We start from the raw sequence: 25,187 nt of genomic DNA on the forward strand, positions 1-25,187 counted from the left end.
AGGTTCGCTCTGGCCGCGGTATGAGGTCTATCTGTAGCGCTGCGGTCGCGCCATGGGCGCTCCCACAGAAAACCGGCCCCTTTGATGGGACAGTTCGAATGCGCACTTCGCGCCATTCTTGCGCGTCTACATCCCCTCGCCTTCGACCACACTCCTTTTACCGGGAGCCAGCTGGAGCGCACATGGGCGCGACCGCAGCGTGGCGTGTTCACCACAGACCGCGGCCCGAGCGAGTCTCCGCGGTCGCGGCCAAGTCCGCTCCTACGAAGAGCCTGTCCGTTCGGGGGCGGTGGCCGACGACCCGTTTGCGCCTCTGGCTCGCTTAGCCCGAGCCTGGAGGTTGGCGCTACCGAGCACTCAAACCGGCTGCGCAATCGCGCCCTCCACAGACACCAAGCCCGGCACGGGGCCGGGCTTGGGAATCAACTTCTTGAAACGACGCGTTAAGCCGCGGCGCCCTCGGTGGGGGTCTTGTACTCCTCGATCTGGTCGAAGTTCATGTAGCGGTAGATCTCGGCGCCCTTGGCATTGATCACGCCGATGTCCGCCATGTACTCCTCGCGGGTCGGGATGCGGCCAAGACGCGAGCAGATCGCCGCCAGTTCCGCCGAGCCCAGGTACACGTTGGTGTTGCGGCCCAGACGGTTGGGGAAGTTTCGGGTCGAGGTCGACATCGCCGTGGCGCCCTCGCGGATCTGCGCCTGGTTGCCCATGCACAGCGAGCAACCCGGCATCTCCATGCGCGCGCCGGCGGCGCCGAAGGTGCCGTAGACGCCTTCCTTGGTCAGCTCGGACTGGTCCATCTTGGTCGGCGGCGCGACCCACAGGCGGGTCGGGATGTCGCGCTTGCCCTCGAGCAGCTTGGCCGCGGCACGGAAGTGGCCGATGTTGGTCATGCACGAGCCGATGAAGACCTCGTCGATCTTGTCGCCGGCAACGTCGGACAGGGTCTTGGCATCGTCCGGATCGTTCGGACAGCAGACGATCGGCTCGACGATCTCGTTGAGGTCGATCTCGATCACCGCGGCGTACTCGGCGTCCGCGTCCGGCTGCATGAGGCTCGGGTTGGCCAGCCACTCCTGCATCTTGTCGATGCGGCGCTGCAGGGTGCGGGCGTCCTTGTAGCCCTGGGCGATCATCCACTTCAGCAGGGTGATGTTGCTGTTGAGGTACTCGATGATCGGGGCCTGGTCCAGGCGCACGGTGCAGCCGGCGGCGGAGCGCTCGGCCGAGGCGTCGGCCAGCTCGAAGGCCTGCTCGATCTTCAGCTCCGGCAGGCCCTCGATCTCGAGGATGCGGCCGGAGAAGATGTTCTTCTTGCCCTTCTTCTCGACCGTCAGCAGGCCCTGCTTGATGGCGTACAGCGGGATCGCGTGCACGAGGTCACGCAGGGTCACGCCCGGCTGCATCTGGCCCTTGAAGCGCACCAGTACCGACTCCGGCATGTCCAGCGGCATGACGCCGGTGGCGGCGGCGAAAGCCACCAGGCCCGAGCCCGCCGGGAAGGAGATGCCGATCGGGAAGCGGGTGTGCGAGTCGCCGCCGGTGCCGACGGTGTCCGGCAGCAGCATGCGGTTGAGCCAGCTGTGGATGATGCCGTCGCCCGGACGCAGCGAGACGCCGCCGCGGGTCGAGATGAACTCGGGCAGGGTGTGATGCGTCTTGACGTCGACCGGCTTCGGATAGGCCGCGGTGTGGCAGAAGCTCTGCATCACGAGGTCGGCGGAGAAGCCCAGGCAAGCGAGATCCTTCAGCTCGTCGCGGGTCATCGGGCCGGTGGTGTCCTGCGAGCCCACCGTGGTCATCTTCGGCTCGCAATAGGTGCCCGGGCGGATGCCCTTGCCTTCCGGCAGGCCACAGGCGCGGCCGACCATCTTCTGCGCCAGGGTGTAGCCACGGCCGCTGTCGACCGGTGCCTGCGGCAGGCGGAACAGGGTCGAGGGCTCAAGGCCCAGCGCCTCGCGCGCCTTGGCGGTAAGGCCGCGGCCGATGATCAGCGGGATGCGGCCGCCGGCGCGCACCTCGTCGAACAGCACGTCGGACTTGACCTGGAACTCGGCAATGGTCTCGCCGTTCTTGATCGCCTTGCCGTCGTAGGGGCGCAGCTCGACGACGTCGCCGTGCTCCATCTTCGAGACATCGAGTTCGATCGGCAGGGCGCCGGCGTCCTCCATGGTGTTGTAGAAGATCGGCGCGATCTTGCTGCCGAGGCAGACGCCGCCGAAGCGCTTGTTGGGAATGAACGGGATGTCCTCGCCGGTCCACCACAGCACGCTGTTGGTCGCCGACTTGCGCGAGGAGCCGGTGCCGACCACGTCGCCGACATAGGCGACCAGGTGGCCCTTCTCCTTGAGCTTCTGGATCTCGCCGATCGGGCCGCGCTTGCCGTCCTCTTCCGGCACGAAGGGCGCGTCGGGGCGCTTGTTCTTCAGCATGGCCAGCGCATGCATCGGGATGTCCGGGCGGGTGGTGGCGTCCGGCGCCGGCGACAGATCGTCGGTATTGGTCTCGCCCGGCACCTTGAATACGGTCAGGGTCATCGAGGCCGGAACTTCCGGCTTCGAGGTGAACCACTCGGCGTCAGCCCAGCTCTGCATCACGGCCTTGGCGTTTGCATTGCCCGAGCGCGCCTTCTCGGCGACGTCGTGGAAGGCATCGAACACCAGCAGGGTGTGCTTGAGCGCATTGGCGGCGACGCCGCCGAGGGTGGCGTCATCAAGCAGCTGGACCAGCGGGGCGACGTTGTAGCCGCCGAGCATGGTGCCGAGCAGCTCGGTGGCGCGCTCGCGGCTGATCAGCGCGTTCTTCTCGCTGCCGAAGGCGATGGCGGCGAGGTACGAGGCCTTGACCTTGGCGGCATCATCGACGCCGGCCGGCACGCGCTCGGTCAGCAGCTCGAGCAGGAACTCACCCTCGCCGGCCGGCGGATTCTTCAGCAGCTCGACCAGCTCGGCGGTCTGCTGGGCGGAGAGCGGCAGCGGCGGGATGCCCAGCGCGGCGCGCTCGGCTACGTGGTGGCGATAGGCTTCCAACATGGGGTTCTCCGGAATGGTCGGTGTACTGGATCGGGTTCAGGGCCGGGCCGCGAAGCTCGGCCACGGGGATTTCAGGCAGGCTTGGGCAGGATGACCTTCAGCCCCTTGAAGTAGTCGCGGAAGAAGCCGGCATCACGCGTGATCAGGCCGTCGCACTGCAGCATCGCGTGGGCGCCGATCAGGAAATCGGCGACCACCCGCTCGCGCCGTCCGCCGCGCGCACGGAACCGCTTGTTCATGTGTCCCGCGCGCATGGCCGCTGCTTCCTGGGTCGGTTCGAAACGAATGCCGAGGGTGGCGAGCGTGTCCATCAGACTGACCGAAGTGTCGAGCATGGCCTGGACCTCGGCGACGACGGCATCGCAGACCACTACGTCCTCCCGGGCCAGCGCGTCGCCGATGCACACCTCGGAGGCCTCGGCATGCTCGGGGTCGCCGATCAGGATGTCGAACAGCACGGATGAATCGAGGGCAATCATGCGGGGCGCTCAGACGTCGGCCGGGTCGCCCGGCGCACGGCCGCGGATGGCGCGCATGGCCTCGTCGGTGCTTGAAAGCCCATCGACGAGCTTGAACTTGCCGCGGACCTTGCGCAGCGCTTCGCTGACGTCCTTGCGCAGGATGATCCGCCCCCCATCGAGCTCGACCTTTAGCGTGGTGCCCTTGGTCAGTCCCAGCGCATCGCGCACCGCCTTGGGCAGGGTGATCTGGCCGCGTTCGGCAACGGTGGCTTCCATGGCGATCCTCCAGCGCATCGGCGGTACAGCGAGTCCGTTTCGATTATACGTACCGGGAAATTCATACTCAATGAGACATACTTCGCCTGTTCACGAAACGCGCGACAATGCGTGTCCCGTCCTGCCAGCCCGAGGAGCCCCTCCATGAGCAACTCCTTTGCCACCCGCAGCACCCTGAACGTCGACGGCACCGAATACCGCATCCATCGACTCGCCGAGCTGGGCGATCGCTTCGACCTGGGGCGGCTGCCCTATTCGATGAAGATCCTGCTCGAGAACCTGCTGCGCTGCGAGGACGGCGTCAGCGTCACCAAGGCGCATATCGAGGCCGTGGCGGGCTGGGAGGCGAAGAAGGCGCCGGACACCGAGATCGCCTTCATGCCGGCGCGGGTGGTGCTGCAGGACTTCACCGGCGTGCCCTGCGTGGTCGACCTCGCGGCCATGCGCGACGCGGTCAAGCAGCTCGGCGGCGATCCCAAGCGGATCAATCCGCTGATTCCCTCCGAGTTGGTCATCGACCATTCGGTGCAGGTCGACGTGTTCGGCAAGCCCGAGGCGCTGGACCTCAACGGCAAGATCGAGTTCGAGCGCAACCGCGAGCGCTACAGCTTCCTGCGCTGGGGCCAGAAGGCCTTCGACAACTTCAAGGTGGTGCCGCCGAACACCGGCATCGTCCACCAGGTGAACCTCGAGCACCTCGCCCGCGTGGTCATGACCCGCGAGGTGGACGGCGTGCTGGAGGCCTTCCCCGACACCGTATTCGGCACCGACTCGCACACCACGATGATCAACGGCATCGGTGTGCTGGGCTGGGGCGTCGGCGGGATCGAGGCCGAGGCGGCCATGCTCGGCCAGCCCAGCTCGATGCTGATTCCGCAGGTGGTCGGCTTCCGCCTGACCGGCAAGCTGCCCGAGGGCGCCACCGCCACCGACCTGGTGCTGACCGTCACCCAGATGCTGCGCAAGCACGGTGTGGTCGGGAAGTTCGTCGAGTTCTTTGGCAAGGGCCTGGACCACCTGCCGCTGGCCGACCGCGCGACCATCGCCAACATGGCGCCGGAGTACGGCGCCACCTGCGGCATCTTCCCGATTGACGACGAGGCCCTGGCCTACCTGCGCCTGTCCGGACGCAGCGAGAAGCAGATCGCCCTGGTCGAGGCCTATGCGCGCGCGCAGGGTATGTGGCGCGATCCGTCGGTGGAGGCGGAGTACAGCTCGGTGCTGGAGCTCGACATGGGCGAGGTCAAGCCCTCGCTGGCAGGCCCCAAGCGCCCGCAGGACCGCGTCCTGCTGAGCGACATGAAGCAGAACTTCCGCGACAGCCTGGCCCCGATGGTCGCCGCCCGCGACAAGGCCTCGCTCCAGGCGGCGGCCTTCGCCTCCGAAGGCGGCGGCACGGCGGTCGGCAACGACCAGGTCGAGGCCAAGGGCCGCGCCACCATCGAGATGGGCGGCGAGAAGATCGACCTGCGCGACGGCGCGGTGGTGATCGCGGCGATCACCTCCTGCACCAACACCTCCAACCCGGCGGTGATGCTGGGCGCCGGCCTGGTTGCCCGCAATGCGGTGAAGAAGGGTCTGAAGGTGAAACCCTGGGTGAAGACCTCGCTCGGACCGGGCTCGCTGGTGGTCACCGACTACCTGAAGAAGGCCGGGCTGATGGACGACCTGGAAGCACTCGGTTTCCACGTGGTCGGCTACGGCTGCACCACCTGCATCGGTAACTCCGGCCCGCTGCCGGTCGAGGTCAGCGCCGGCATCGCCCAGGGCGAGCTGGTGGTCACCTCGGTGCTCTCCGGCAACCGCAACTTCGAGGGCCGGGTGCACGCCGAGGTCAAGATGAACTACCTCGCCTCGCCGCCGCTGGTGGTCGCCTATGCGCTGGCCGGCAGCACCGACATCGATCTCACCAGCGAGCCGCTCGGCACCGCCAAGGACGGCAGCCCGGTCTTCCTCAAGGACATCTGGCCCTCAAGCAAGGAGATCAGCGCGGCGATTGCCGACACGGTCGGCCCGGAGATGTTCAAGGCCAACTACGCCGATGTGTTCCGCGGCGACAGCCGCTGGAACCGCATCGAATCACCGGACGGCGAGGCCTACCGCTGGGACGACAGCACCTACATCAAGAACCCGCCCTACTTCGACGGCATGAAGATGGAGACCGCGCCGATCCAGGACATCCACGGCGCCCGCCTGCTCGGCGTGTTCGGCGACTCCATCACCACCGACCACATCTCCCCGGCGGGCAGCATCAAGAAGGACAGCCCGGCGGGCCGCTACCTGCAGTCGCGCGGTGTGCAGCCGGCCGACTTCAACTCCTACGGCTCGCGGCGCGGCAATGACGACGTGATGGTGCGCGGCACCTTCGCCAACATCCGCATCAAGAACCTGATGCTTGGTGGCGAGGAAGGCGGCAACACCCTGCACCAGCCCAGCGGCGAGAAGATGGCGATCTACGACGCCGCCATGAAGTACAAGGAAGAGGGCGTGCCCCTGATCGTCGTCGGCGGCAAGGAATACGGCACCGGCTCGTCCCGCGACTGGGCCGCCAAGGGCACCCTGCTGCTCGGCGTGAAGGCGGTGATCGCCGAGAGCTTCGAGCGCATCCACCGCTCCAACCTGGTCGGCATGGGCGTGCTGCCGTTGCAGTTCCAGGACGGCGACGGCGTCAAGGAGCTCGGCATCAAGGGTGACGAGGTGCTCGAGATCACCGGCCTTGATGACGGCGCCTCGCGCACCGCCAAGGTCAGCGCCACCCGCCCCGACGGCTCGAAGTTCAGCTTCGAGGTCGACGTCCTGCTGCTGACGCCGAAGGAAGTCGAATACTTCAGGCACGGCGGCATCCTGCACTACGTCCTCCGCCAGCTCGCCGCCGCGCCCAAGGCGGCCTGAGGTCCACCGAATCCTTCTGTCACTCCCGCCCCTACGCCGCGCAGCGGCGTAGGGGGAGATGGGGAGGGGGTGGCTGGACCACCCAGCGCACCCACGAAGTCGACCACAAAGTCGCCTCGAACCTACACCCGTTCGGGCTGAGGTATCGAAGCCCGAACGGCACCGCCAAACCATCGCTCGCGGTTCGATACCTCACCGCGAACGGTCGACGTGGTCGCTACGCGCGCGACAGCCCATAGGGTGCTGCCTTGGCGCACCGCACGTGCCTGCGGGAACAACATATCGTTCCATCCAAGAGCACGGTGCGCCAAGGCAGCACCCTATATGGCTTGGGGATGCATGGAGCTGGCGGACGCAGGGGAGCGAACAACCCCTTCCCAGCCTCCCCCTACACGCCCTCCGGGCGCGCAAGGGGAGGAGCGAAGCCCCCGCCCGTCAGCATCCCCCCTCACCTAACAGCCCCCGACTCACTCACCTATCCACGCATCGAACCCGTCCCGCCAGTAGCGCCACCACTGCTTGGGCGGCACGGGCAGCTTCCGCCACCACGCGTGCATGGCTTCGGCATCGCCTTCGACCCAGCGCTGCCGGTGGGCCGGCTCGATCTGCGCCCCCCCCAAAGCCTGGGCCAGACGGGGATAGAGCGGTCCGGCTGCCAGATCCGGATGTCGGGTCAGCAGGCTGAGCAGGGTGAAGGCGTCCGCATCCTCGGCCCCGGCAAGGATCGCGGCAACGAGGTCGCCGCGCTCCGCGGGAGTCAGGGCGCCCGAGGCCAGTCCTGCATCGAGTTTCCCGATCACCTCGCCCAGTGGGGCGGGCGCCTCATCGCGCAACGGAATACCGGGCCGGGTGGCGTCGAAATGCAGCACGTGGCCCGCGGGGACGGTCTGCTCCACCCCTGCCAGGCGCATGACGATCCAGCCGCTACGCACCGCGACCCGGCCGGAGCGGTCGTCCTCCACCCACAGATCGAAGTCGCAGCCGAGGTCGATCACCTCGGCCTGTCCGCTGTTCACGCCGAAATAGCCTGGCGGGGCCCAGACGCGGGCGCGCAGGTGGCCGTGGTCGAGGCGGACGCGGTGGCCGCCGGGCGCGGTGCGCAGCATGGCGAGCTGGGAGTCGGGCGACAGCCACAGGGCACCGATGCGCGCGATGCTCACTTCGAGGCGCTGGCCGGCGCCGGTGCGCAGGGTGCCGCCCGGCGCCAGGGCCTCCCGGACGCTGTCCGCACCGCGCACCGACCAGGCAGCGCCATCCTGCCAGTGCAGGCGATAGGCATGCAGCACCGGACCCAGCACGGCGCAGGCCAGCAGCGCGGCCGCCACCGCCAGCGGCCAGCGGCGTCGCCGCATCCGCGTGGGCAGCCGGACCGGCGTTGCCTCCGCCAGCCCCCGCGCCTGTGCGGAATATCGCCGAAGCTGCAACTCGATCCTCGCCAGCTCGGCATCGCCCGCCGCCTGCGGGTTCCACAGTGAATCGTCATGTTCAGGCACGGGCGGCCTCCTCGTCATGGCCGGCGGGGGCGAGACCCAGCGCCTCGCGCAGGCGGGCCATGCCCCGGTGCAGGTTGACCCGCACCGACCCGGCGGCGAGCCCGGTCAGCGCAGCGATCTCGGGCCCGCTGAGCCCCTCGATGAGGCGCAGGGCCAGGGTCTCGCGGTAGGCCTCGGGCAGCCCGCCCAGAGCGCGCAGGATGACCTCGGCTTCGCTGCACTGCTCCGGCGTGGCGCCGCGATCGGCCAATCGCTCCAGCGAAGCCTCGTTGCCTGACACCTCGCGCAGGGTCGGGCGGGCATGGCGGGCGATGCTCGCCACCCAGGCGCCGAAGTGCTGCTCCTCGCGAAGCTGGTGCAGGCGCTCGAAGGCGCGGGCAAAGCACTCCTGGGTCAGCTCATCGGCATCCGCCGGCGGCCAGCGACTGATCAGGATGCCGTGGACCAGCGGCAGGAAGCGCCGGTACAGCGAGGCGAACGCCGCCTGCGAGCCGCCGCGCGCCGCGGCGACCCAGCGGCCGACCTCCATTTCCACTGGCGCTTGCGCGTCCTGCTGCACCGCATGCCTCCCGTTCATGGCAGGAAGAGGCGCCCGGCGCACCGGGTGTTAACAGCCGGGCCGAAATGCGCTGCGCGGTTAACACCTGCGGACGTCGGTCGCGTCTACCGGTCACTCTAACCGGGAAGCCGATCATGACCCCTGCCCTGCGTCTTCTTGCCCTGCTCCTGTGCGCCTTCGCCCTGCCGGCCGACGGCGTCCCGGTCACCCGCTGGGACGGCCTGCCGGCGATGGAAGCCCGCTTCTGGCAAGGCCCCCTGGCCGGCAGCACTGCCTGCCCGATGTGCCGACATGGCTACGACGCCGGGCTGCTGGTCCTGCTTCCCGGGACGGCGCAGCACGATGCGCTGGCCGCCGCCTTCAGAAGCCTCGAAAGCGCCGCGGCCGAGCTTGAGGATCCGCGCTTTCGCGTCTTTGTTCTGACGATCGGCGCGCCCGAAGCGGCCCTGCAGGCAAGGCTGGGTTCACTGCCGCCTGACTGGCACGTCGGCCAACTGGTCGACCCCGCGAAGGACAAGCTGATCGCCGACCTGGGCGACAAAGTGACGGCTCGCGGCGTCGCCCATGTCTTCGCCCAGCGGCGCAGCCTGCGCGCCGACCCGCTGATCGGCGGCGATCTCGACAGGGGCCTGGCCGAGGATGTCGCCTGGGCACGCAGACTGCTGGCCCATGCCTACGCCGAGCCGGTCGCCCCCGGCGATCCCGACACCCCCAAGGGCCTGCTCTGGGCGGCACCCAGGCAGCTCGGCAATGTATTGGGCGATGCGGACGCGGACGAGCTGCGCCGCGCATGCATCGATGAAACGCCAGGTGAAGTCGTGGCCCACGCCCTGGTCCGCGGCGTGTCGCCGGAGTCCGGCGCCTCGACCGGCTGGGCGCGCACGGACGAGCACGGTTGCCTGCAGGTCTCGAGCCGACCGTCCCGCGTCCGGCTGGAACTGTTCGGCTGGCGTCGGGCGCCGCGCAGTCTGTGGCTGCAGGTGGGCGCCTCTGAGTCCGTCCGGAAGGCTGACGCCCACGCCAACCGCGTGACCGGCTCCGAACCCATTGTCGGACTACCCTGCCAGGGCTGCGAGGCGGTGTTCGCCGGCCTGCCTGCCCGCCTGTCCGCCCACGCCCGGTTGGCCGGCCCGGAGGAGCCCGGCGAGCGACTGCGCATCCGCGGCCGGGTCACCGACGCCGCCGGCGTGGCGCAGCCGGGGGTCGTTGTCTACGCCTACCAGACCGACGCGCAGGGTCATTACCCAAAGGCCCGCGATCCGCGGAGCCCAGGCGCCCGCCACGGCCGACTGCGCGCCTGGGCGCTGACCGACGCCGCCGGCGAATACGCCTTCGACAGTATCCGTCCGGCGAGCTATCCCGGCAGCACGGTGCAACAGCATGTGCACATGCATGTGATTGAGCCCGGCCGCTGCACCTACTATCTCGGCGATCTGCTTTTCGACGACGACCCCCTGCTTACCGCCCAGCATCGCGAGCGCGCCGCCAGCGCCCGCGGCGGCAGCGGCATCGCCACGCCGGCACGCGAGGTGCAGGGCTGGTCGGTGCGTCGCGATATCCAGCTGGGGCTCTATGTCCCGGGCTACGCCGCCTGCGACGAAGCAGGCGGCCAGTGACCGCCCGAAACCCAGCAGCCGGCCGCCGCCCGCCCTCCGGCGACCAGTCGATGGCTCCTGGCCAGTGTTTTCCCGCCCGGGTCCCCTTCCCCTGACGGATCAGAACCGATGGCGTATTTCGGGCGCAAAGAAGACCTTCCACAACACCCGAATGTAGGAGCCAGCTTGCTGGCGATCGTCCCATCCGTGGCGCCTATCGCCAGCAAGCTGGCTCCTACACGCAACGGTGCTGCAAGGTCCGGTTTGCGCCGCAAAGCAGGCCTTGCCGCAGTCAAATTGTGGGAGCGCCCTTGGGCGCGACCGCAGCGCTACGGATTCACCACAGACCGCGGCCAGAGCGGATCTCCGCGGTCGCGCCCAAGGGCGCTCCCACAGTCGGGCCTCCTTGGGCGTCGGCGAAGCCCCATAGGGTGCGCCTTGGGCGCACCGATACGGGCGTTCGGACGCTACGCCCGGTGCGGCCAGCCGCACCCTATGAATGTCCGCTTTGCGCCCGAACCAGACGGCCGCTGCGCAGGCGAGAAGAAGAGCGTGCCTTGGCAACGCTGCGCCGTGCGTGGCATCGCCGCCCTGCTCGCGCTGTTCGCCGCGATCCAGTTCTTCCGCTTCAACCTGGGGGCCGAGCGACTGTTCGTCGGCCCGGCGGTCCTCGCGGCGATGTTCACGGGGCTGCTGGTCGGTGACCTGCGCGTGCTCCGCAACCCTGACGTGCATCGCCATGTCTGGCTGCGGCGCCACCTGACCCGGATGATCCTCGCCTTCACCATCGGGGTCATGGCCCTGGTGCGGATCGGCGTCAGTTTTGGCCTGACCTTTGAAGCCAGCGTGCTCGGGCCGCTCGCGGTCGCGGCCGTCTGCATCCTCTGGGTCCGCCGCCGTTATCCGCTGCCGGAGGCGGATCGGTCCGCCCAGGGGCCGGTGGCCGACTAGGCTATTCCCAGCTCGCCCGCTCCATCACCCAGCGGCCGTCCTCGATGCGCCAGCCGGTGACGATGCGGTAGCCGTCGGCGCGAACCGGCAGCAGCCCGTTCTCGAAGCCGGTGAGGACGGCGGTGAATCGGGCCTCGGCGCGCTCGCCCTCAATGCGTGTCTCGATCGGACCGAGGGTGACACCGACACGCTGGTTGCGCATGAACTGGACGACCAGCATGCGGCGCAGACGGTCGCGGTCGAGCCCGCCCTCGCCGGCGAAATTGCCGGCCAGGTGATCGATCAGGGCAGAGGCATCACGCTCCTCGGCGGCAGCCTGCATGGCCTCGATGGCGTCACGCAGGGCCTGCTCGTCGGCCGGCCGGGAGCAGCCCGTGGCCAGCACAAGGAGGGCCCCGCAGGCCAGCGCCATCGCGCCGCGCAAGGCCCCATACGCCCGAGCATGGATTCCTTGTGCCATCACGCCTCCTATGCTCCAATCCGGGCAAAACGCCAGTGGTAACGGCACGGTAATCAACCTGTGGGGGAAAAGCGAATGAGCACCGATCGGCCCTGGTTGTCGAGCTATCCAGCCGGTATCGGCCCGGAAGTCGATATGGACGAATTCGCTTCGATCGTCGACATCCTCGAGTCTTCATGCGAGCGCTTCCGCGACAAGGATGCGTTCGAGAACATGGGCAAGAGCCTCAGCTACGACGACATCGATCGCCTGAGCCGGGCCTTCGGTGCCTGGCTGATCCACGAGTGCAAGCTGAAGAAGGGCGACCGGGTGGCGATCATGCTGCCGAACGTCCTGCAGTACCCCATCGCCATCTTCGGTGCGCTGCGGGCGGGACTGACGGTGGTCAACACCAACCCGATGTACACCGCGCGCGAGCTCAAGCACCAACTCAATGATTCGGGCGCCAGCGCCATCGTGGTGCTGGACAACTTCGCCGCCACCCTGCAGCAGGTGCTGGCCGACACCCCGGTCAAGCAGGTCATCGGCACCGGCGTCGGCGACCTGCTGGGATTCCCCAAGGGTCCGATCGTCAATTTCGTACTGAAGTACGTGAAGAAGGCGATCCCCGAGTTCCGCATCGAGGGCGCGGTGCGCTTCAACGACGTGCTGGCGCGCGGAGCGCGGCTCAGCCTGCCGCAGACCGACGTGCAGCCGGAGGACATCGCCTTCCTGCAGTACACCGGCGGCACCACCGGGGTGTCGAAGGGCGCGATGCTGACCCACCGCAACCTCGTCGCCAACATGCAGCAGAGCTCGCAGTGGATCGGCAAGCGCGCCGCCATCGGCGAGGAGCACATCATCACCGCGCTGCCGCTCTACCACATCTTCGCGCTGACGGCGAACTGCCTGGTCTTCATGAAGCTCGGCGGCGTCAATCACCTGATCACCAACCCGCGCGACATGCCGGGTTTCGTCAAGGATCTCGGCCGCATTCCCTTCACCTGCCTGACCGGCGTCAACACGCTGTTCAACGGCCTGCTCAACACACCCGGCTTCGCCGAGCTGGACTTCTCCCGCTTCAAGTTCGCCCTGGGCGGCGGCATGGCGGTGCAGCGCGCCGTGGCCGAACGCTGGAAGAAGGTGACCGGCAAGCCGCTCTCCGAGGCGTACGGCCTGACCGAGACCTCTCCTGCTGTCTGCATGAACCCGCTGGACCTGCCCGACTACAACGGCTCGATCGGCCTGCCCGTGCCGGGCACCGAGGTCTGCATCAAGGACGAGGAAGGGGCCAAGCTGCCGGTCGGCGAGGTCGGCGAGCTTTGCGTGCGTGGCCCGCAGGTGATGAAGGGCTACTGGCAGCGCCCGGAGGAGACCGCCAAGGTCATCGACGAGGACGGCTGGTTGCACACCGGCGACATGGCCAAGATGGACAAGAAGGGCTACTTCTTCATTGTCGATCGCAAGAAGGACATGATCCTGGTCTCGGGATTCAACGTGTATCCGAACGAGATCGAGGACGTCATCGCCACCCATCCCGGCGTGCTCGAGGTGGCCGCCGTGGGCGTCGCCGACGAGAAGTCCGGCGAGGCGGTCAAGGTGGTGATCGTCAAGAAGGACCCCTCGCTCACTGCCGAGTCGGTCAAGGCGCACTGCAAGGAACACCTGACCGGCTACAAGCAGCCGCGCTATGTGGAATTCCGCAGCGAGCTGCCGAAGTCCAACGTCGGCAAGATCCTCCGCCGCGAACTGCGCGACAGCGCCAAGCCTGGCTAGGCGGGACCCCATCCCGCCGCGAAGCAGGATGCGGCCGCATCGGCCGTGGCGGCGAGCTTGCTCGACGGCTCCCCGCGGCCTTGGAAGCGCAGCAAGCTGCGCTCAACGCGGGCACGACGAGGCCCCCGCATCGGCGGGGAATCAGACCAGGCGGTATTCGGCGTGGGCGAGGTAGCGCGGGCCGCGGGAGTGGGGACTGCGGTGCATGGCCTGTACGGCCTCCAGGCGCAGGTCGAGTTCGGGCAGGAGCATGCCCGAAACGGGGCTCAGCGGCTTGGGCGAGCGCAGCAGGGTGACGTGGGGGACGAAGGGTCGATGCTCAGGGGCGAGCCCATATTCAACCGCCCATGCCTCTACGGTGGCGACCCAGGCAGCCAGCTGCCCTGATGACTCGAAGCGGGCCACGGCGATCCGCGGCCGCAGCGCCGGCCACAGTTCGATCCCGGTGATGGCCAGGGTCGGCGCAGGCTCCCCGGGCGGCAGTGACAGACTGCCCAGCGCCTGCTCCAGCGCAGACTCGGGCAGGTCGCCAAGGAAACGCAGGGTCAGGTGCAGATCATCGGTGAGGGTCCAGCCGGGGTCGGCATCGCGCTCGGGCCAGGCCTCCCTCAGCCGCGACTGCACCGCGCTCAGCGCATCGCGGCCGGCCCGGTCGGGCACGGCCGCGATGAAGCAGCGCGGCAGTTTGCGGATGCGCAAGGGTCCGGCTCGCCGTGGGCAGCAGGACTAGAAGCCGCGGTCGCCACCGAGGATGTCGCCGAGGCCGCCGAGCACCGAGCCCTCGCCGCGGCGCTGGCCGCCCGCCTGCGGCGCCGCGGCGAATATGCGCCCGGCCATGCGCGAGAACGGCAGGCTCTGCAGCCAGACGTGACCCGGACCGGTCAGGGTGGCGAGGAACACACCCTCACCGCCGAAGATCATCGACTTCACCCCGCCCACCGGCTTCACATCCATGTCCACCGCCTGCGTGTGCGCCACCACGCAGCCGGTGTCGACATCGATGCGCTCGCCGGCCTTCAGCTCGCGCTCGACGACGGTGCCGCCGGCATGCACGAAGACCAGTCCGTCGCCCTCCATCTTCTGCATGATGAAGCCTTCGCCGCCGAACAGCGCGGTCATCACCTTCTTCTGGAAGTGGATGCCGATCGACACGCCGCGCGCAGCGCAGAGGAAGCTGTCCTTCTGGGCGATGATCCGGCCGCCATAGTTGCCAAGCGACAGCGGAATGATGGTTCCCGGATAGGGCGCTGCGAAGGCGACCTTGGCCTTTCCGCTCTGCCCGGCGTGGCTGAACATGGTGGTGAACAGGCTCTCGCCGGTGATCACGCGCTTGCCGGCGCCGAGCAGCTTGTCGAAGAAGCTGCCGCCCTGCCCGGAGTGCGAGCCGTCGCCGAAGATGGTCTCCATCTGCACGACCGAGTCCTTGTACATCATCGCCCCGGCCTCGGCGACGGCGCTCTCGCCGGGGTCCAGCTCGACCTCGACGAACTGCATGTCCTCGCCGTAGATCTTGTAGTCGATGACGTCGGCGCTGCGCTGGCTGACCGGCGGCGGCGAGCTGACCATGGCCTGATCGGTGCGCCCGGTCAGTTCGGCGCAGCGGCTGATCGGCAGCCATTCGGCGAAGCCGGCCTTCCAGCAGTGGCCGTTCGGGTTCTGCGCAGCCATCTGCTGCGCGGTGGACTGGTCGAAGGGGCCGCTCTGCTGGCCGTTGTAGCTGAGGTACCACTGGCTCATTGATGGAACTTCCTGTCTAGTGGGATCCGGATCCGGCGGGGCCGGGCCCGCCTGCGCCAGGGCAGACGGGATCGCGGGCGGGTTCGTGACGCTAGGCCTCCAGGCCCAGCTGGCGATGGAGGTCTTCGCGGGCGCCGGGCTCGATGCCGAGACGCTGGGCAAGGTCATCCATCCAGGCGCGCTCCTGCGGGGTGTCGAGCTCGATGGCCAGCAGTGCGGCGGCATAGACCTCGGAAGCCAGCGAGCGCGGGGTCTGCGCCACCAGCTCGGCGATATCCACCGGCGCGTCCAGCTCCGCCTCGAGGAAGCGCAGGGTCTCGGCGTCATCGCCCAGTCTGCGCGCGCGGTCGAGGATGCCACTGCGCTCGGCGTCATCGATCAGGCCGTCGGCGGCGGCTGCCGCGATCATCGCGCGCACCAGCAGCACCGCCTGCTGGCGACGGACATCGAGCATCGGCGCCGCCCGCGTTGCTTCGGCCGCCGCAGCGGAGGGCGGCGGAGGCGGAGCCGCACCGGCGGCCACGGCCTGCGGCGGAGGCGGCGGCGCGGCCGCATGCGCGGGGCCGGCCACCGGCGCGGGCTGGGCAGAGGCGGCGGCACCGACCTTCTGCTGCTGGCTGTAGTGCTCCCACGCGGCCATGGCGACGCCGAGCAGGCCGATGCCGACCTGCGCCTTGCCGAGGCCGCTACCGCCCATCAGGCCGCCCATGCCTCGCTTGCCGCGGCGCTTGGCACTCTTTCCACCGAGGGCGCCGCCGAGCGCGCCGGACACCATCTGGCCGAGCAGTCTCTCCGGGTCGAACATGGTCCACGCCCTCCTGATCTGTACTGCGGCGCCCGTCGCGCCGGAACTCCCGATTCTCGCCCAAGCCGTCCGGCTTTGCAGCGGCAGGCCGGTCGCAGGCCCGCGGCAACCGCGCGAATCGGCCCGCGGTCGACGCTTGTTGCCGCAACCTGCGGTTGGCATGATGCCCCGCTGCCGCGCGCAAGCCGGCGCCGCACTTTGCTTCCCAGGGATCGCTCATGGCCGACACCGAAGGCGTATCGCACCTGCCCCGAGGACCGATGGGCGTGCTGCGCGCCACGCTGTGGTCGCTCAAGGGCCTGAAATCCGCCTGGGCGGTGGAGTCCTCGTTCCGCCTCGAGGTCTATCTCTTCCTGCTCCTCGCGCCGGTCGGCATCGCCTTCGGCGCCACGCCGCTGGAAAAGGCCTGGCTGGTCGGCAGCCTGCTCCTGGTGCTCAGCGCGGAACTGCTCAATTCCTCGATCGAGGCCCTGATCGAGCGCTACGGCGCGGAGTATCACGAGCTGGCCGGCCGGGCCAAGGACATGGGCTCGGCGGCGGTCTTCGTGCTGATGATGAACGTGCTGCTCAGCTGGGGACTGCTGCTCGGACCGCAGCTGGTCGAGACGATCGGCGGACGCTGAAGCCGACCCGGGGCATCCGACCGAAGCCGGATGCCCCCACGGCCCTTGCCCGCGACGACTACTTGATCAGCCGCAGCGTGAAGGGATAGCGGTAGCGCACGCCCTCGTTGGCCTTGATGCTGGCCATGATGGTCAACACCAGCCAGCCGATGCAGACGATGATCATCAGCGGAATGGTCAGCAGGGCGCCGATGCCCAGCGTGGCGAAGGTGAGGATCAGCAGTGACACGCAGGCGATCGCCACCGTGATGTTGAAGTTCAGCGCCTCCTTGCCCTGATCGTCGACGAAGGGAATCTCTTCCTTCTTGACCAGCCAGATGACCAGCGGGCCGAGGAAGACGCCCCAGCCGCCGAACGCGGAAGTCAGCAATCCGCCGAGGATCGAGGACAGGTGGGCGAACATGGCCCACTGCCGCGCCTGCGGATCGGACTCACCGGCGGGCGGAGGGGGTGTGCTGGGCGCCTCGGGCGGCGGCGCCGAAGGGGTGGGGTTGACGTCTTCGCTCACGGCAGTCTCCTTGAAACCTTGGGTGGAGTCGCAGGATCGCGCCGTCGGCAGACCGCGGCGCGCATCACCACCACTCTCGATTACCTGTGATGGCGAGGTCAAGGACGCCCTGCCGCGGCGGGCGTGACCGGAAACGCGACGAAGCGTTCAGCTGTCGCCGGCGACGGTCATCCTGCCGACCAGGACCGAGCCCACCGCGGTCGCCGAGCGGCGGTCGATATCGCAGCCGATCGCCTCGATCCCGAGCAGCATGTCTCGCAGGTTGCCGGCGATGGTCAGCTCGTCCACCGGATAGGCGATTTCGCCATTCTCGATCCAGAAGCCGGCCGCGCCGCGCGAGTAGTCGCCGGTGATCAGGTTGGCGCCCTGCCCCATCAGCTCGGTGACCAGCAGGCCGCGGCCCATGCCGCGAATCAACGCCTCGCGGTCCTCGCTTCCGGTGCTGATCTCGAGGTTGTGCACGCCCCCGGCGTTGGCCGTGGTGGTCAGGCCCAGCTTGCGCGCCGAATAGCTGCCGAGGACATAGCGCTGCAGCACGCCATCCGCGACCAGCGGATTGTCGCGGGTGGCCACGCCCTCGTCGTCGAAGGCCGCCGAACGGTGGCCGCGGCGCAGGTGCGGACGCTCGACGACGTCGATGCCCGGCGCCAGCACCGGCTTGCCGAGATGGTCGAGCAGGAACGAGGCCTGGCGGTACAGCGCGCCGCCGGACACCGCGGCGACCAGGTGGCCGAACAGCGAGCGGGCCACCTCGGCCGAGAACAGCACCGGGTATTCCCCGGTCTTCACGCTGCGCGGGGCAAGCCGGGCCAGCGCGCGCTCGGCGGCGCGACGGCCGATCGACTCGGGATCGGCGAGGTCCTCGAAACGGCAGCCGGCGTCGTACCAGTAGTCGCGCTGCATGGCCTCGCCCTGCCCTGCGATCAGCGAGCAGCTGAGGCTGTAGGAGGTGCCCTGCTCACGGCCGAGGAAGCCGTGGCTGTTGGCGTAGATGGCGATGCCCGAGGACAGCCCGGTGCTGGAGCCGTCGGAGTTGCCGATCCGCGAATCGACGGCCCGCCCTGCGGCCTCGGCGCGCAGGGCCAGGGCCACGGCCTCGTCGGCATCCAGCGGACGCGGATGCCAGACATCGATCTCGGGGAATTCACGGGCCATCAGCGACGCCTCGGCAAGGCCGGCGCAGGCATCCTCCTCGGTGAAGCGGGCGATGGCACAGGCCTGGTCGATGGTCAGCTCGATCGAGGCCGGGTCGAGATCGGCCGTGCTGGCGCTGCCCTTGCGCTGGCCGAAGTACACGGTCAGCGACAGGCCGCGGTCGCGGTTGTACTCGATGGTCTCGACTTCGCCCATGCGCACGTTGGCCGAGAGCCCGGCGTCCTCATTGAGGCCCACCTCGGCCTGGCTGGCGCCGCGGGCACGGCAGCGGCTCAGCACGTCCTCGGCAATCGAGGCCAGCTGGTCGAGGCGGGACGCCGCTTCCAGGGTGGATTGGGTTTCATGCTTTGCGATGGATGTGTTCATACGCGTATCCTTGCCGCGCCATGCGCGGACGTGATCCTGATTCCGGTGATTTCCTCTCCCCCAGCCGCAGCCAGCGGAAGCGGGACGCCGAGGCCGTGCTCGGCCTTGCTGAACAGTTGGTTGCGCTACCCCCGCAGCAGCTGGCCAAGCTGCCCCTGCCCGACCCGATCGCCGATGCGGTCGCGGAGACCCGGAGGATCAGCGCGCATATCGCGCGCAAGCGGCAGCTGCACTACCTGGCCAAGCTGATGCGGCGCGAGGACGACGAACTGCTCGACCAGCTCCGCTCGCAGCTGGGCCATGACCGCAGTGAAGCGCGCCGTGAAACGGCGCAGCTGCACCGCATCGAACACTGGCGCGAGCGGTTGCTCAAGGACGGCGACGCGGCGCTCGGCGAGCTGGCCGACCTGCATCCCGACCTTGACCGCCACCACCTGCGCCAGCTGGTCCGCGCGGCGCATGAAGAGCATCTGCAGAACAAGCCGCCCAAGGCCTTCCGCGAGATCTTCCAGGAGCTGAAGCGGGCGTTCGAGGAGCCGGGAGCCGGGGAAACGGCGGACTGAGCCTTCCCGGTGCGCGCGGGCGAGCCGCGCGGCCGCGCCTGCCAGACCCGAACGACTGCAGGGCAGCCGTGGCCGCGAGGCGGTCGAATCCCCGGTACCGGATCCCGGCTCAAAAGCCCTCACGCCCGCGCCCCGCCTACGGTCAGCGCGTCGATCTTCAGGGTCGGCTGGCCGACGCCGACCGGCACGCTCTGGCCGTCCTTGCCGCAGATGCCGACGCCGGCATCCAGCTGCAGGTCATTGCCGACCATGGACACCCGGTTCATCACCTCGGGACCGTTGCCGATCAGGGTGGCGCCCTTGACCGGGGCGGTGATCCTGCCGTCCTCGATCAGGTAGGCCTCGGTCGCCGAGAACACGAACTTGCCCGAGGTGATGTCGACCTGGCCGCCGCCGAAGTTCGGCGCGTACAGGCCGCGCTTGACGCTGCGGATGATGTCGGCGGGGTCACTCTCGCCGGCCAGCATGTAGGTATTGGTCATGCGCGGCATGGGCAGGTGGGCGAAGCTCTCGCGGCGACCGTTGCCGGTCGGCGCAACGCCCATCAGCCTGGCGTTGAGGCTGTCCTGCATGTAGCCGACCAGGCGGCCCTTCTCGATCAGGACGGTGCGCGAGGTCGGATTGCCCTCGTCGTCCACGCTCAGTGAACCGCGCCGACCCGGCAGGGTGCCGTCGTCGACGATGGTGCACAGCTCCGAGGCCACCTTCTCGCCCATGCGCCCGGCATAGGTCGAGGTGCCCTTGCGGTTGAAATCACCTTCCAGGCCGTGGCCAACGGCTTCGTGCAGCAGCACGCCGGGCCAGCCGGGGCCGAGCACGACGGGCATGCTGCCGGCCGGCGCGTCGATGGCGTCGAGATTGACCCGCGCCTGCCGCAGGGCCTCGTCGGCCAGCGCCTTCAATCGGTTGCCGGCGAGCAGCTCGTCGAAACCGAAGCGTCCGCCGCCGCCGGCATAGCCCTGCTCGCGGCGGCCATTGCGCTCGAGGATGACGCTGACATTGAACCGGACCAGCGGGCGCACATCGCCGGCAACCACGCCGTCCGAGCGCACCACCACCATGGTGTCGAGCACGCCGGCAACGCTCAGCATCACCTGGCGGACCAGGGGTTCCTGGTCGCGCACGTAGGCGTCGATCTCGCGCAGCAGGCGGACCTTGGCCTCGCTGCCCAGGGTATCGATCGGATCGATGGCCGGGTACAGGGCCTGAGCCGGCCGGCCGCGCACCGGAGGCACGCTGCCGTCACCGCCGCTGCGTGCGATCGCCCGGGCCGCACCGGCGGCTTCGAGCAGGGCCGGCAGACGGATCTCGTCGCTGTAGGCAAAGCCGGTCTTCTCGCCGCTGATCGCGCGGGCACCCACGCCCTGCTCGATCGAGTGGGCGCCGGACTTCACGATGCCGTCCTCCATCGACCAGCTCTCGGTGCGCGAATGCTGGAAATACAGGTCGGCGAAATCGACGCCGGGGGCCATCAGGCGCCCGAGCACGGGGCCGAGGGCCTCGGAGGACAGCTCGCCGGGGGCGAGCAGGCGCTGCTGCGCCAGGTCAAGGATGGATTCGCTCACACGCTTCTCTTTGCGGACTACAAGGTCCCAATTGGGCGCGAATCTTGGCAGATCAAGCGTGATCCTGCGCAGAACGCGGGCGCCGCGGCCCTCGGCAGCGATAATGGGCGGATGCCGAATATCGTCCTGTCCACCCTCAATGCCCGCTACGCCCACGCCTCGCTGGGGCTGCGCTACCTGCTGGCCAACCTTGGCGAGCTGCAGCCGGAGGCGGTGCTTCGCGAGTTCGTCATCGGCCAGAAGACCGAGGACCTCGCCGAGGCGATCCTTGCTGAATCGCCGCGGATCGTCGGCTTCGGCGTCTACATCTGGAACGTCGAGGAGACCCGCCGCCTGGTCGCCCAGCTGCGCGTGCTGCGCCCCGACCTGCTGATCGTGCTGGGCGGTCCCGAGGTCAGCCACGAGACCGACCAGCAGCCGATCTGCGCGCTGGCCGACCACGTGATTACCGGCTGGGGGGATGTGAGCTTTGCCGAGCTGTGCCGCCAGCTGCTGGCCGGCGAGCGGCCGGCACAGAAGGTGATTCCGGGGCGCCAGCCGCCGCTCGATGAGCTGGCCCTGCCCTACCGGCTGTATGGCGACGAGGACATCGCCCGTCGCTACCTGTATGTCGAGGCCTCGCGCGGCTGCCCGTTCAAGTGCGAGTTCTGCCTCTCGGCCCTCGACCGCACCGCCTGGCCGTTCGCCCTCGACCGCTTCATGGCCGAACTGGAAACGCTCTACCAACGCGGCGCGCGGCAGTTCAAGTTCGTCGACCGCACCTTCAACCTCAAGGTCGACACCTCGCTGGCCATCCTGCAGTTCTTCCTCGACAAGCTGGAGGCGGCCCCGGACGACCCGGTGTTCGCCCACTTCGAGCTGGTGCCGGATCACCTGCCCGAACGACTGAAGGCCATGATCGTGCGCTTCCCGCCCGGCAGCCTGCAGTTCGAGATCGGCATCCAGAGCTTCGACCCCGAGGTGCAGGCGCGGATCTCGCGGCGGCAGAAGAACGATGCCGCCGAGGCCAACCTGCGCTGGCTGCGGGAGCACACCAGCGCCCACCTGCACGTCGACCTGATCGCCGGCCTGCCCGGCGAGAGCGTGGACCAGTTCGCCCGCGGCTTCGACAAGCTGGTCGCGCTCGGCCCGCAGGAGATCCAGTTCGGCATCCTCAAGCGCCTGCGCGGCGCGCCGATCGCGCGGCATACCAAGGCCTTCGGCCTGCGCTTCTCGCCGGACCCGCCCTACAACGTGCTGGCCACCGACGCCATCGATTTCGCCACCTTCCAGCGGCTGACCCGATTCGCCCGCTACTGGGACCTGGTGGCCAATTCCGGTCGCTACGGGCGCACCCTGCCCCTGCTGCTGGGAGATGCGCCCTTCGCGAACTTCCTGGCCTTTTCAGACTGGCTGTTCGAAGCCACGAGCAAGACCCATGCCTTCGCCCAGGAGCGCCTCGTGCACCTGATCCACGAGCACCTGGCGAGCCGCGGCATCGACGCCGGCCCCGCGCTCAGCGCCGACTACCACGGCGGCGGCGGCCGCGCGCGGCTGGCCTTCGACCCCGAGGACCTGGCCCTGCCGACCCCCAAGCGCCGCCGCGACGGCGCGCTGCCGAAGCGCCAGGCCAGGCACCTGGCGGCCGGCGCCTAGGCGGCTTGTCGGGTACGGAGACCGAAGGGCGGCTCCGCAAGCGAAGCGGACATTCATAGGGTGCGGCTGGCCGCACCCTGCATACCGTCCGAACGCCCGTATCGGTGCGCCAAGGCACACCCTATGCGGCTTCGCCGACGCCCAACGAAGCCCGACTGTGGGAGCGTCCTTGGGCGCGACCGCGGCGCGGCGTATTCACCACAGACCGCGGCCAGAGCGAATCTCCGCGGTCGCGGCCATGTCCGCTCCTACGAAGAGCCCGCCCGATCGGGGGCGGTGGCGAATGTCCGCTTTGTGCCGTTCAATCGAATCCGCATCCCGGCGCCTTCTCCCGAATCTCCAGCCTGCATCGAAGCCCGACTGTGGGAGCGTCCTTGGGCGCGACCGCAGCGTATCGGATTCACCACAGACCGAGGCCAGAGCGCGTCTCCGCGGTCGCGCCCAGGGGCACTCCCACAGCTGCTGGACCGGGGCGAATGCGAAGTTTGCGCCCGCAAGGCGCGCCGCGTCACCAGACCAGATCGTCGGGGATCTGGTACTTCGGGTCAGCGTAGGGGTCGTCCGCGGCCGGGGCGTTGGGGTCGACCTTGAGGGCAACGGCCTCGGCGAAGATGCGTTCGGCTTCGGCCAGGTGTTCGGCGCTGACCAGCAGGTAGCGGCCGTTGTCCTGCACCACACCGAGTTCCCCCGCATTCAGGGCCTTGAGCTGCTCGGCGTTGACGTAGATTCGCTTGATCTTGCCGCCGTACTCGAAGTGGCGGGCGATCTCGGCGTCCTTGTCGTTCAGGGCCTTGCCGGCAAGGAAGGTGGAGAGCGCGGCGCGCGCCTCACGGCGCTTGCGGGCGGCCTCCTGCCTGGCCTGCTCGGCGGCGATGCGCTCGTCCTTCTCGCGCTGGGCGCGAATGGCGTAGGCCTTGGCCAGGTCGATGTCGCCTTCGGGGCGCGGCTTGCGCGGCGGTTTGCCGGGCTTGCCCGGCCGGCCCTGCTTGCCGCCGGGCCCGCCACCCGGTTTGCCCGCACCGGAAGCCCCCGGCTTCGGGCGCGGGGCGCGTTCGGGCTTGGGCGGGGCCTTGAAGCCAAGCCCGAGAAGCTGGTCGCGAAGGGAGTTGCTCATGTCGTGTTGCCCGGATGGAGCGCGCCCGATGGGCGTGACTGGGTGTCAGTAGTGGGGAGGCGGTGGCTCGGTACTCGGATCGGCATAGAGCGTACCGCGCAGCGCCTTGAGGTCGGCCAGCGCCGCCTCAAGCCGGCGCGCGCTGCGCGTCTGCTCCTCGCGCGAGGCGGCCAGCGCATCGCTGAGCTCGTTCAGGGCCTGCTCCTGGAAGGCGACACGCACCTCCAGGTCGACCACACGTTGTTCCAGCCCCTCGCCCATCGCCTGCTCAGCCTCCACGCGCGACGCTGCGGCCGCGGCCGATGCCGTAGTAGGCCAGGCCCGCGGACTCCACCTGGTCGGGATCGTAGATGTTGCGGCCGTCGAAGACCACTTTTCCGCCCAGCGCTGCGGCCAGGGCGTCGAAGTCGGGGCTCCAGAAGGCCTTCCACTCCGTCACCACGACCAGGGCGTCGGCGCCCTCGAGTGCCTGTCCGCTCGACTCGCAATAGCGAAGGTCCGCGCGCTCGCCGAACAGGCGCCTGGCCTCGTCCATGGCTTCGGGGTCGAAGACCTGCACGCGGGCGCCTGCTGCCCAGAGCTGCTCGAGCAGGGTGCGGCTGGGCGCCTCGCGCATGTCGTCGGTGTTGGGCTTGAAGGCAAGGCCCCAGAGGGCAATGCAGCGGCCGCGCAGCTGGCCGTCGAAGTGCCGCGAGATCAGTGCGAACAGATGCCGCTTCTGGTCGTCGTTCACCGCCTCCACCGCCGAGAGCAGGCGCGCCTCGTAGCCGATCTGCCGTGCCGTGCGCTCCAGCGCCTGGACGTCCTTGGGAAAGCAGGAGCCGCCATAGCCGGCACCCGGGTAGATGAACGAGTAACCGATCCGGGGGTCGGAGCCGATGCCCTGGCGGACCATCTCGACGTCGGCGCCGACGCGTTCAGCGATATTGGCGATCTCGTTCATGAAGCTGATCTTGGTCGCCAGCATGGCGTTCGCTGCGTACTTGGTCAGCTCGGCCGAGCGGGTGTCCATGACCACCAGTCGCTCGTGATTGCGGTTGAACGGCGCATACAGGCCGCGCATGCGCTCGACGGCGTCCTCGCTTTCGGCGCCGATGATGATGCGGTCGGGGCGCATGCAGTCCTTGACCGCATCGCCTTCCTTGAGGAACTCGGGATTGCTGACCACGTCGAAGTCGATATCGACTCCGCGCCGCTGCAGCTCACCCGCGATCACGGCACGTACGCGGTCCGCGGTGCCGACCGGCACGGTTGACTTGTCGACCACCAGGGTCGGGCGCTGCATGTGCTCGCCGATACTCCGCGCCACCGCCAGCACGTGGCGGAGGTCGGCGCTGCCGTCCTCATCGGGCGGGGTGCCGACGGCAATGAAGACGATATCGGCGTGGCCCAGGGCTTCGGCGGCCTCGGTGCTGAAGCTGAGCCGCCCGGCGGCGGTGTTGGCCTTCACCATTGGCTCGAGGCCTGGCTCGTAGATCGGGATCACCCCGCGGCGCAGGCCGTCGACCTTGGCCTGGTCGATATCGATGCACAGCACGTGGTTGCCAACTTCGGCAAGGCAGGTGCCGGTGACCAGGCCGACGTAGCCGGTACCGAAGATACTGACGCGCATGTAACCCCCTGACGGACGCGATCAAAT

The 25,187-nt window shown here is 68.9% G+C and carries 22 protein-coding genes; 7 read left to right on the top strand and 15 right to left on the bottom strand.

Annotated features, from left to right (window positions below; genetic code table 11):
• Positions 1–443 precede the first annotated feature (443 nt).
• From acnB to M0G41_RS14305, 3 genes are all read right to left on the bottom strand, one after another.
• On the bottom strand, positions 444–3,035 hold the full coding sequence (acnB, locus tag M0G41_RS14295) for a bifunctional aconitate hydratase 2/2-methylisocitrate dehydratase (RefSeq protein WP_248210497.1): 2,592 nt from the start codon (positions 3,033–3,035) through the stop codon (positions 444–446).
• A 71-nt stretch (positions 3,036–3,106) separates the two neighbouring features.
• Positions 3,107–3,514: a type II toxin-antitoxin system VapC family toxin gene (locus M0G41_RS14300; RefSeq protein ID WP_248210498.1), complete on the bottom strand. Its 408-nt coding sequence runs from the start codon at positions 3,512–3,514 to the stop codon at positions 3,107–3,109.
• Between the two features lie 9 nt (positions 3,515–3,523).
• Positions 3,524–3,772, bottom strand: a complete 249-nt coding sequence (locus tag M0G41_RS14305) for an AbrB/MazE/SpoVT family DNA-binding domain-containing protein (RefSeq protein ID WP_248210500.1) — start codon at positions 3,770–3,772, stop codon at positions 3,524–3,526.
• A gap of 144 nt (positions 3,773–3,916) precedes the next feature.
• On the opposite strand from M0G41_RS14305, the gene acnA reads away from it, so the two are divergent.
• A complete protein-coding gene (acnA, locus tag M0G41_RS14310) occupies positions 3,917–6,664 on the top strand; it encodes an aconitate hydratase AcnA (protein ID WP_248210501.1) in 2,748 nt (915 codons plus the stop codon).
• Between the two features lie 467 nt (positions 6,665–7,131).
• Here the strand turns inward: acnA and M0G41_RS14315 are convergent, their stop codons facing one another.
• The gene (locus M0G41_RS14315; protein ID WP_248210503.1) at positions 7,132–8,157 is read right to left on the bottom strand and encodes a FecR family protein; all 1,026 of its coding nucleotides are present in this window, start codon (positions 8,155–8,157) and stop codon (positions 7,132–7,134) included.
• Positions 8,150–8,734 carry an RNA polymerase sigma factor gene (locus M0G41_RS14320; protein WP_248210505.1) on the bottom strand — a complete coding sequence of 195 codons (585 nt, stop codon included), beginning with the start codon at positions 8,732–8,734 and terminating at the stop codon, positions 8,150–8,152. The genes M0G41_RS14315 and M0G41_RS14320 overlap by 8 nt, the downstream gene beginning before the upstream one ends.
• 116 nt (positions 8,735–8,850) lie before the next feature.
• On the opposite strand from M0G41_RS14320, the gene M0G41_RS14325 reads away from it, so the two are divergent.
• Both M0G41_RS14325 and M0G41_RS14330 read left to right on the top strand, forming a co-directional pair.
• Positions 8,851–10,332: a dioxygenase family protein gene (locus M0G41_RS14325; protein ID WP_248210507.1), complete on the top strand. Its 1,482-nt coding sequence runs from the start codon at positions 8,851–8,853 to the stop codon at positions 10,330–10,332.
• Positions 10,333–10,884: 552 nt separating this feature from the next.
• A complete protein-coding gene (locus M0G41_RS14330; RefSeq protein WP_248210510.1) occupies positions 10,885–11,262 on the top strand; it encodes a hypothetical protein in 378 nt (125 codons plus the stop codon).
• Position 11,263: 1 nt separating this feature from the next.
• Here M0G41_RS14330 and M0G41_RS14335 read toward each other — a convergent pair whose 3' ends face one another.
• Positions 11,264–11,722 carry a nuclear transport factor 2 family protein gene (locus tag M0G41_RS14335; RefSeq protein WP_248210511.1) on the bottom strand — a complete coding sequence of 153 codons (459 nt, stop codon included), beginning with the start codon at positions 11,720–11,722 and terminating at the stop codon, positions 11,264–11,266.
• Between the two features lie 75 nt (positions 11,723–11,797).
• Here M0G41_RS14335 and M0G41_RS14340 point away from each other — a divergent pair, with 75 nt between their 5' ends.
• Complete coding sequence (locus tag M0G41_RS14340; RefSeq protein ID WP_248210512.1) at positions 11,798–13,477, top strand: AMP-binding protein; 1,680 nt, start codon at positions 11,798–11,800, stop codon at positions 13,475–13,477.
• Positions 13,478–13,618: 141 nt separating this feature from the next.
• Here M0G41_RS14340 and thpR read toward each other — a convergent pair whose 3' ends face one another.
• The 3 genes from thpR to M0G41_RS14355 form a co-directional block, all read right to left on the bottom strand.
• Entirely contained in the window at positions 13,619–14,176 is a 558-nt protein-coding gene (gene thpR / locus M0G41_RS14345) for an RNA 2',3'-cyclic phosphodiesterase (RefSeq protein ID WP_248210513.1), read from the bottom strand.
• A gap of 27 nt (positions 14,177–14,203) precedes the next feature.
• Positions 14,204–15,214: a TIGR00266 family protein gene (locus tag M0G41_RS14350; RefSeq protein ID WP_248210514.1), complete on the bottom strand. Its 1,011-nt coding sequence runs from the start codon at positions 15,212–15,214 to the stop codon at positions 14,204–14,206.
• 91 nt (positions 15,215–15,305) lie between these two features.
• The gene (locus M0G41_RS14355) at positions 15,306–16,019 is read right to left on the bottom strand and encodes a DUF533 domain-containing protein (protein ID WP_248210515.1); all 714 of its coding nucleotides are present in this window, start codon (positions 16,017–16,019) and stop codon (positions 15,306–15,308) included.
• 218 nt (positions 16,020–16,237) lie between these two features.
• On the opposite strand from M0G41_RS14355, the gene M0G41_RS14360 reads away from it, so the two are divergent.
• Positions 16,238–16,642: a diacylglycerol kinase gene (locus M0G41_RS14360; RefSeq protein WP_248210517.1), complete on the top strand. Its 405-nt coding sequence runs from the start codon at positions 16,238–16,240 to the stop codon at positions 16,640–16,642.
• A gap of 58 nt (positions 16,643–16,700) precedes the next feature.
• Here the strand turns inward: M0G41_RS14360 and M0G41_RS14365 are convergent, their stop codons facing one another.
• Together M0G41_RS14365 and pmbA are read right to left on the bottom strand one after the other, a co-directional pair.
• Positions 16,701–17,045: a DUF4870 domain-containing protein gene (locus M0G41_RS14365; RefSeq protein WP_248210696.1), complete on the bottom strand. Its 345-nt coding sequence runs from the start codon at positions 17,043–17,045 to the stop codon at positions 16,701–16,703.
• Positions 17,046–17,297: 252 nt separating this feature from the next.
• Positions 17,298–18,671, bottom strand: coding sequence for a metalloprotease PmbA (gene pmbA, locus M0G41_RS14370; protein WP_248210518.1), 1,374 nt, complete (start codon positions 18,669–18,671; stop codon positions 17,298–17,300).
• A 20-nt stretch (positions 18,672–18,691) separates the two neighbouring features.
• Here pmbA and yjgA point away from each other — a divergent pair, with 20 nt between their 5' ends.
• On the top strand, positions 18,692–19,234 hold the full coding sequence (gene yjgA / locus M0G41_RS14375; RefSeq protein ID WP_248210521.1) for a ribosome biogenesis factor YjgA: 543 nt from the start codon (positions 18,692–18,694) through the stop codon (positions 19,232–19,234).
• Positions 19,235–19,353: 119 nt separating this feature from the next.
• Here yjgA and tldD read toward each other — a convergent pair whose 3' ends face one another.
• Complete coding sequence (gene tldD, locus M0G41_RS14380; RefSeq protein ID WP_248210523.1) at positions 19,354–20,799, bottom strand: metalloprotease TldD; 1,446 nt, start codon at positions 20,797–20,799, stop codon at positions 19,354–19,356.
• A 111-nt stretch (positions 20,800–20,910) separates the two neighbouring features.
• Between tldD and M0G41_RS14385 the strand changes: the two genes are divergently transcribed.
• Entirely contained in the window at positions 20,911–22,434 is a 1,524-nt protein-coding gene (locus tag M0G41_RS14385; protein WP_248210525.1) for a B12-binding domain-containing radical SAM protein, read from the top strand.
• Positions 22,435–22,942: 508 nt separating this feature from the next.
• Here M0G41_RS14385 and M0G41_RS14390 read toward each other — a convergent pair.
• The 3 genes from M0G41_RS14390 to M0G41_RS14400 are packed head-to-tail and all read right to left on the bottom strand — an operon-like array spanning position 22,943 to position 25,160.
• Positions 22,943–23,548: a DUF2058 domain-containing protein gene (locus tag M0G41_RS14390; protein ID WP_248210527.1), complete on the bottom strand. Its 606-nt coding sequence runs from the start codon at positions 23,546–23,548 to the stop codon at positions 22,943–22,945.
• Positions 23,549–23,593: 45 nt separating this feature from the next.
• Entirely contained in the window at positions 23,594–23,827 is a 234-nt protein-coding gene (locus M0G41_RS14395; protein ID WP_484573330.1) for a SlyX family protein, read from the bottom strand.
• Positions 23,817–25,160: a UDP-glucose dehydrogenase family protein gene (locus M0G41_RS14400; RefSeq protein ID WP_248210530.1), complete on the bottom strand. Its 1,344-nt coding sequence runs from the start codon at positions 25,158–25,160 to the stop codon at positions 23,817–23,819. Before M0G41_RS14400 ends, M0G41_RS14395 begins: the two co-directional genes overlap by 11 nt.
• Between the last annotated feature and the right edge of the window lie 27 nt (positions 25,161–25,187).

It is taken from the genome of Pseudomarimonas salicorniae (genome assembly GCF_023156535.1).
Taxonomy (GTDB): Bacteria; Pseudomonadota; Gammaproteobacteria; order Xanthomonadales; family Xanthomonadaceae; genus Pseudomarimonas; species Pseudomarimonas salicorniae.

Coding starts and splice junctions, on each gene's coding strand:
- acnB (WP_248210497.1), bottom strand. CDS start 3,035: ATGTTGGAAGCCTATCGCCACCACGTAGCCGAGCGCGCCGCGCTGGGC.
- M0G41_RS14300 (WP_248210498.1), bottom strand. CDS start 3,514: ATGATTGCCCTCGATTCATCCGTGCTGTTCGACATCCTGATCGGCGAC.
- M0G41_RS14305 (WP_248210500.1), bottom strand. CDS start 3,772: ATGGAAGCCACCGTTGCCGAACGCGGCCAGATCACCCTGCCCAAGGCG.
- acnA (WP_248210501.1), top strand. CDS start 3,917: ATGAGCAACTCCTTTGCCACCCGCAGCACCCTGAACGTCGACGGCACC.
- M0G41_RS14320 (WP_248210505.1), bottom strand. CDS start 8,734: ATGAACGGGAGGCATGCGGTGCAGCAGGACGCGCAAGCGCCAGTGGAA.
- M0G41_RS14325 (WP_248210507.1), top strand. CDS start 8,851: ATGACCCCTGCCCTGCGTCTTCTTGCCCTGCTCCTGTGCGCCTTCGCC.
- M0G41_RS14335 (WP_248210511.1), bottom strand. CDS start 11,722: ATGGCACAAGGAATCCATGCTCGGGCGTATGGGGCCTTGCGCGGCGCG.
- M0G41_RS14340 (WP_248210512.1), top strand. CDS start 11,798: ATGAGCACCGATCGGCCCTGGTTGTCGAGCTATCCAGCCGGTATCGGC.
- M0G41_RS14350 (WP_248210514.1), bottom strand. CDS start 15,214: ATGAGCCAGTGGTACCTCAGCTACAACGGCCAGCAGAGCGGCCCCTTC.
- M0G41_RS14355 (WP_248210515.1), bottom strand. CDS start 16,019: ATGTTCGACCCGGAGAGACTGCTCGGCCAGATGGTGTCCGGCGCGCTC.
- M0G41_RS14360 (WP_248210517.1), top strand. CDS start 16,238: ATGGCCGACACCGAAGGCGTATCGCACCTGCCCCGAGGACCGATGGGC.
- M0G41_RS14365 (WP_248210696.1), bottom strand. CDS start 17,045: ATGTTCGCCCACCTGTCCTCGATCCTCGGCGGATTGCTGACTTCCGCG.
- pmbA (WP_248210518.1), bottom strand. CDS start 18,671: ATGAACACATCCATCGCAAAGCATGAAACCCAATCCACCCTGGAAGCG.
- yjgA (WP_248210521.1), top strand. CDS start 18,692: ATGCGCGGACGTGATCCTGATTCCGGTGATTTCCTCTCCCCCAGCCGC.
- M0G41_RS14385 (WP_248210525.1), top strand. CDS start 20,911: ATGCCGAATATCGTCCTGTCCACCCTCAATGCCCGCTACGCCCACGCC.
- M0G41_RS14390 (WP_248210527.1), bottom strand. CDS start 23,548: ATGAGCAACTCCCTTCGCGACCAGCTTCTCGGGCTTGGCTTCAAGGCC.
- M0G41_RS14400 (WP_248210530.1), bottom strand. CDS start 25,160: ATGCGCGTCAGTATCTTCGGTACCGGCTACGTCGGCCTGGTCACCGGC.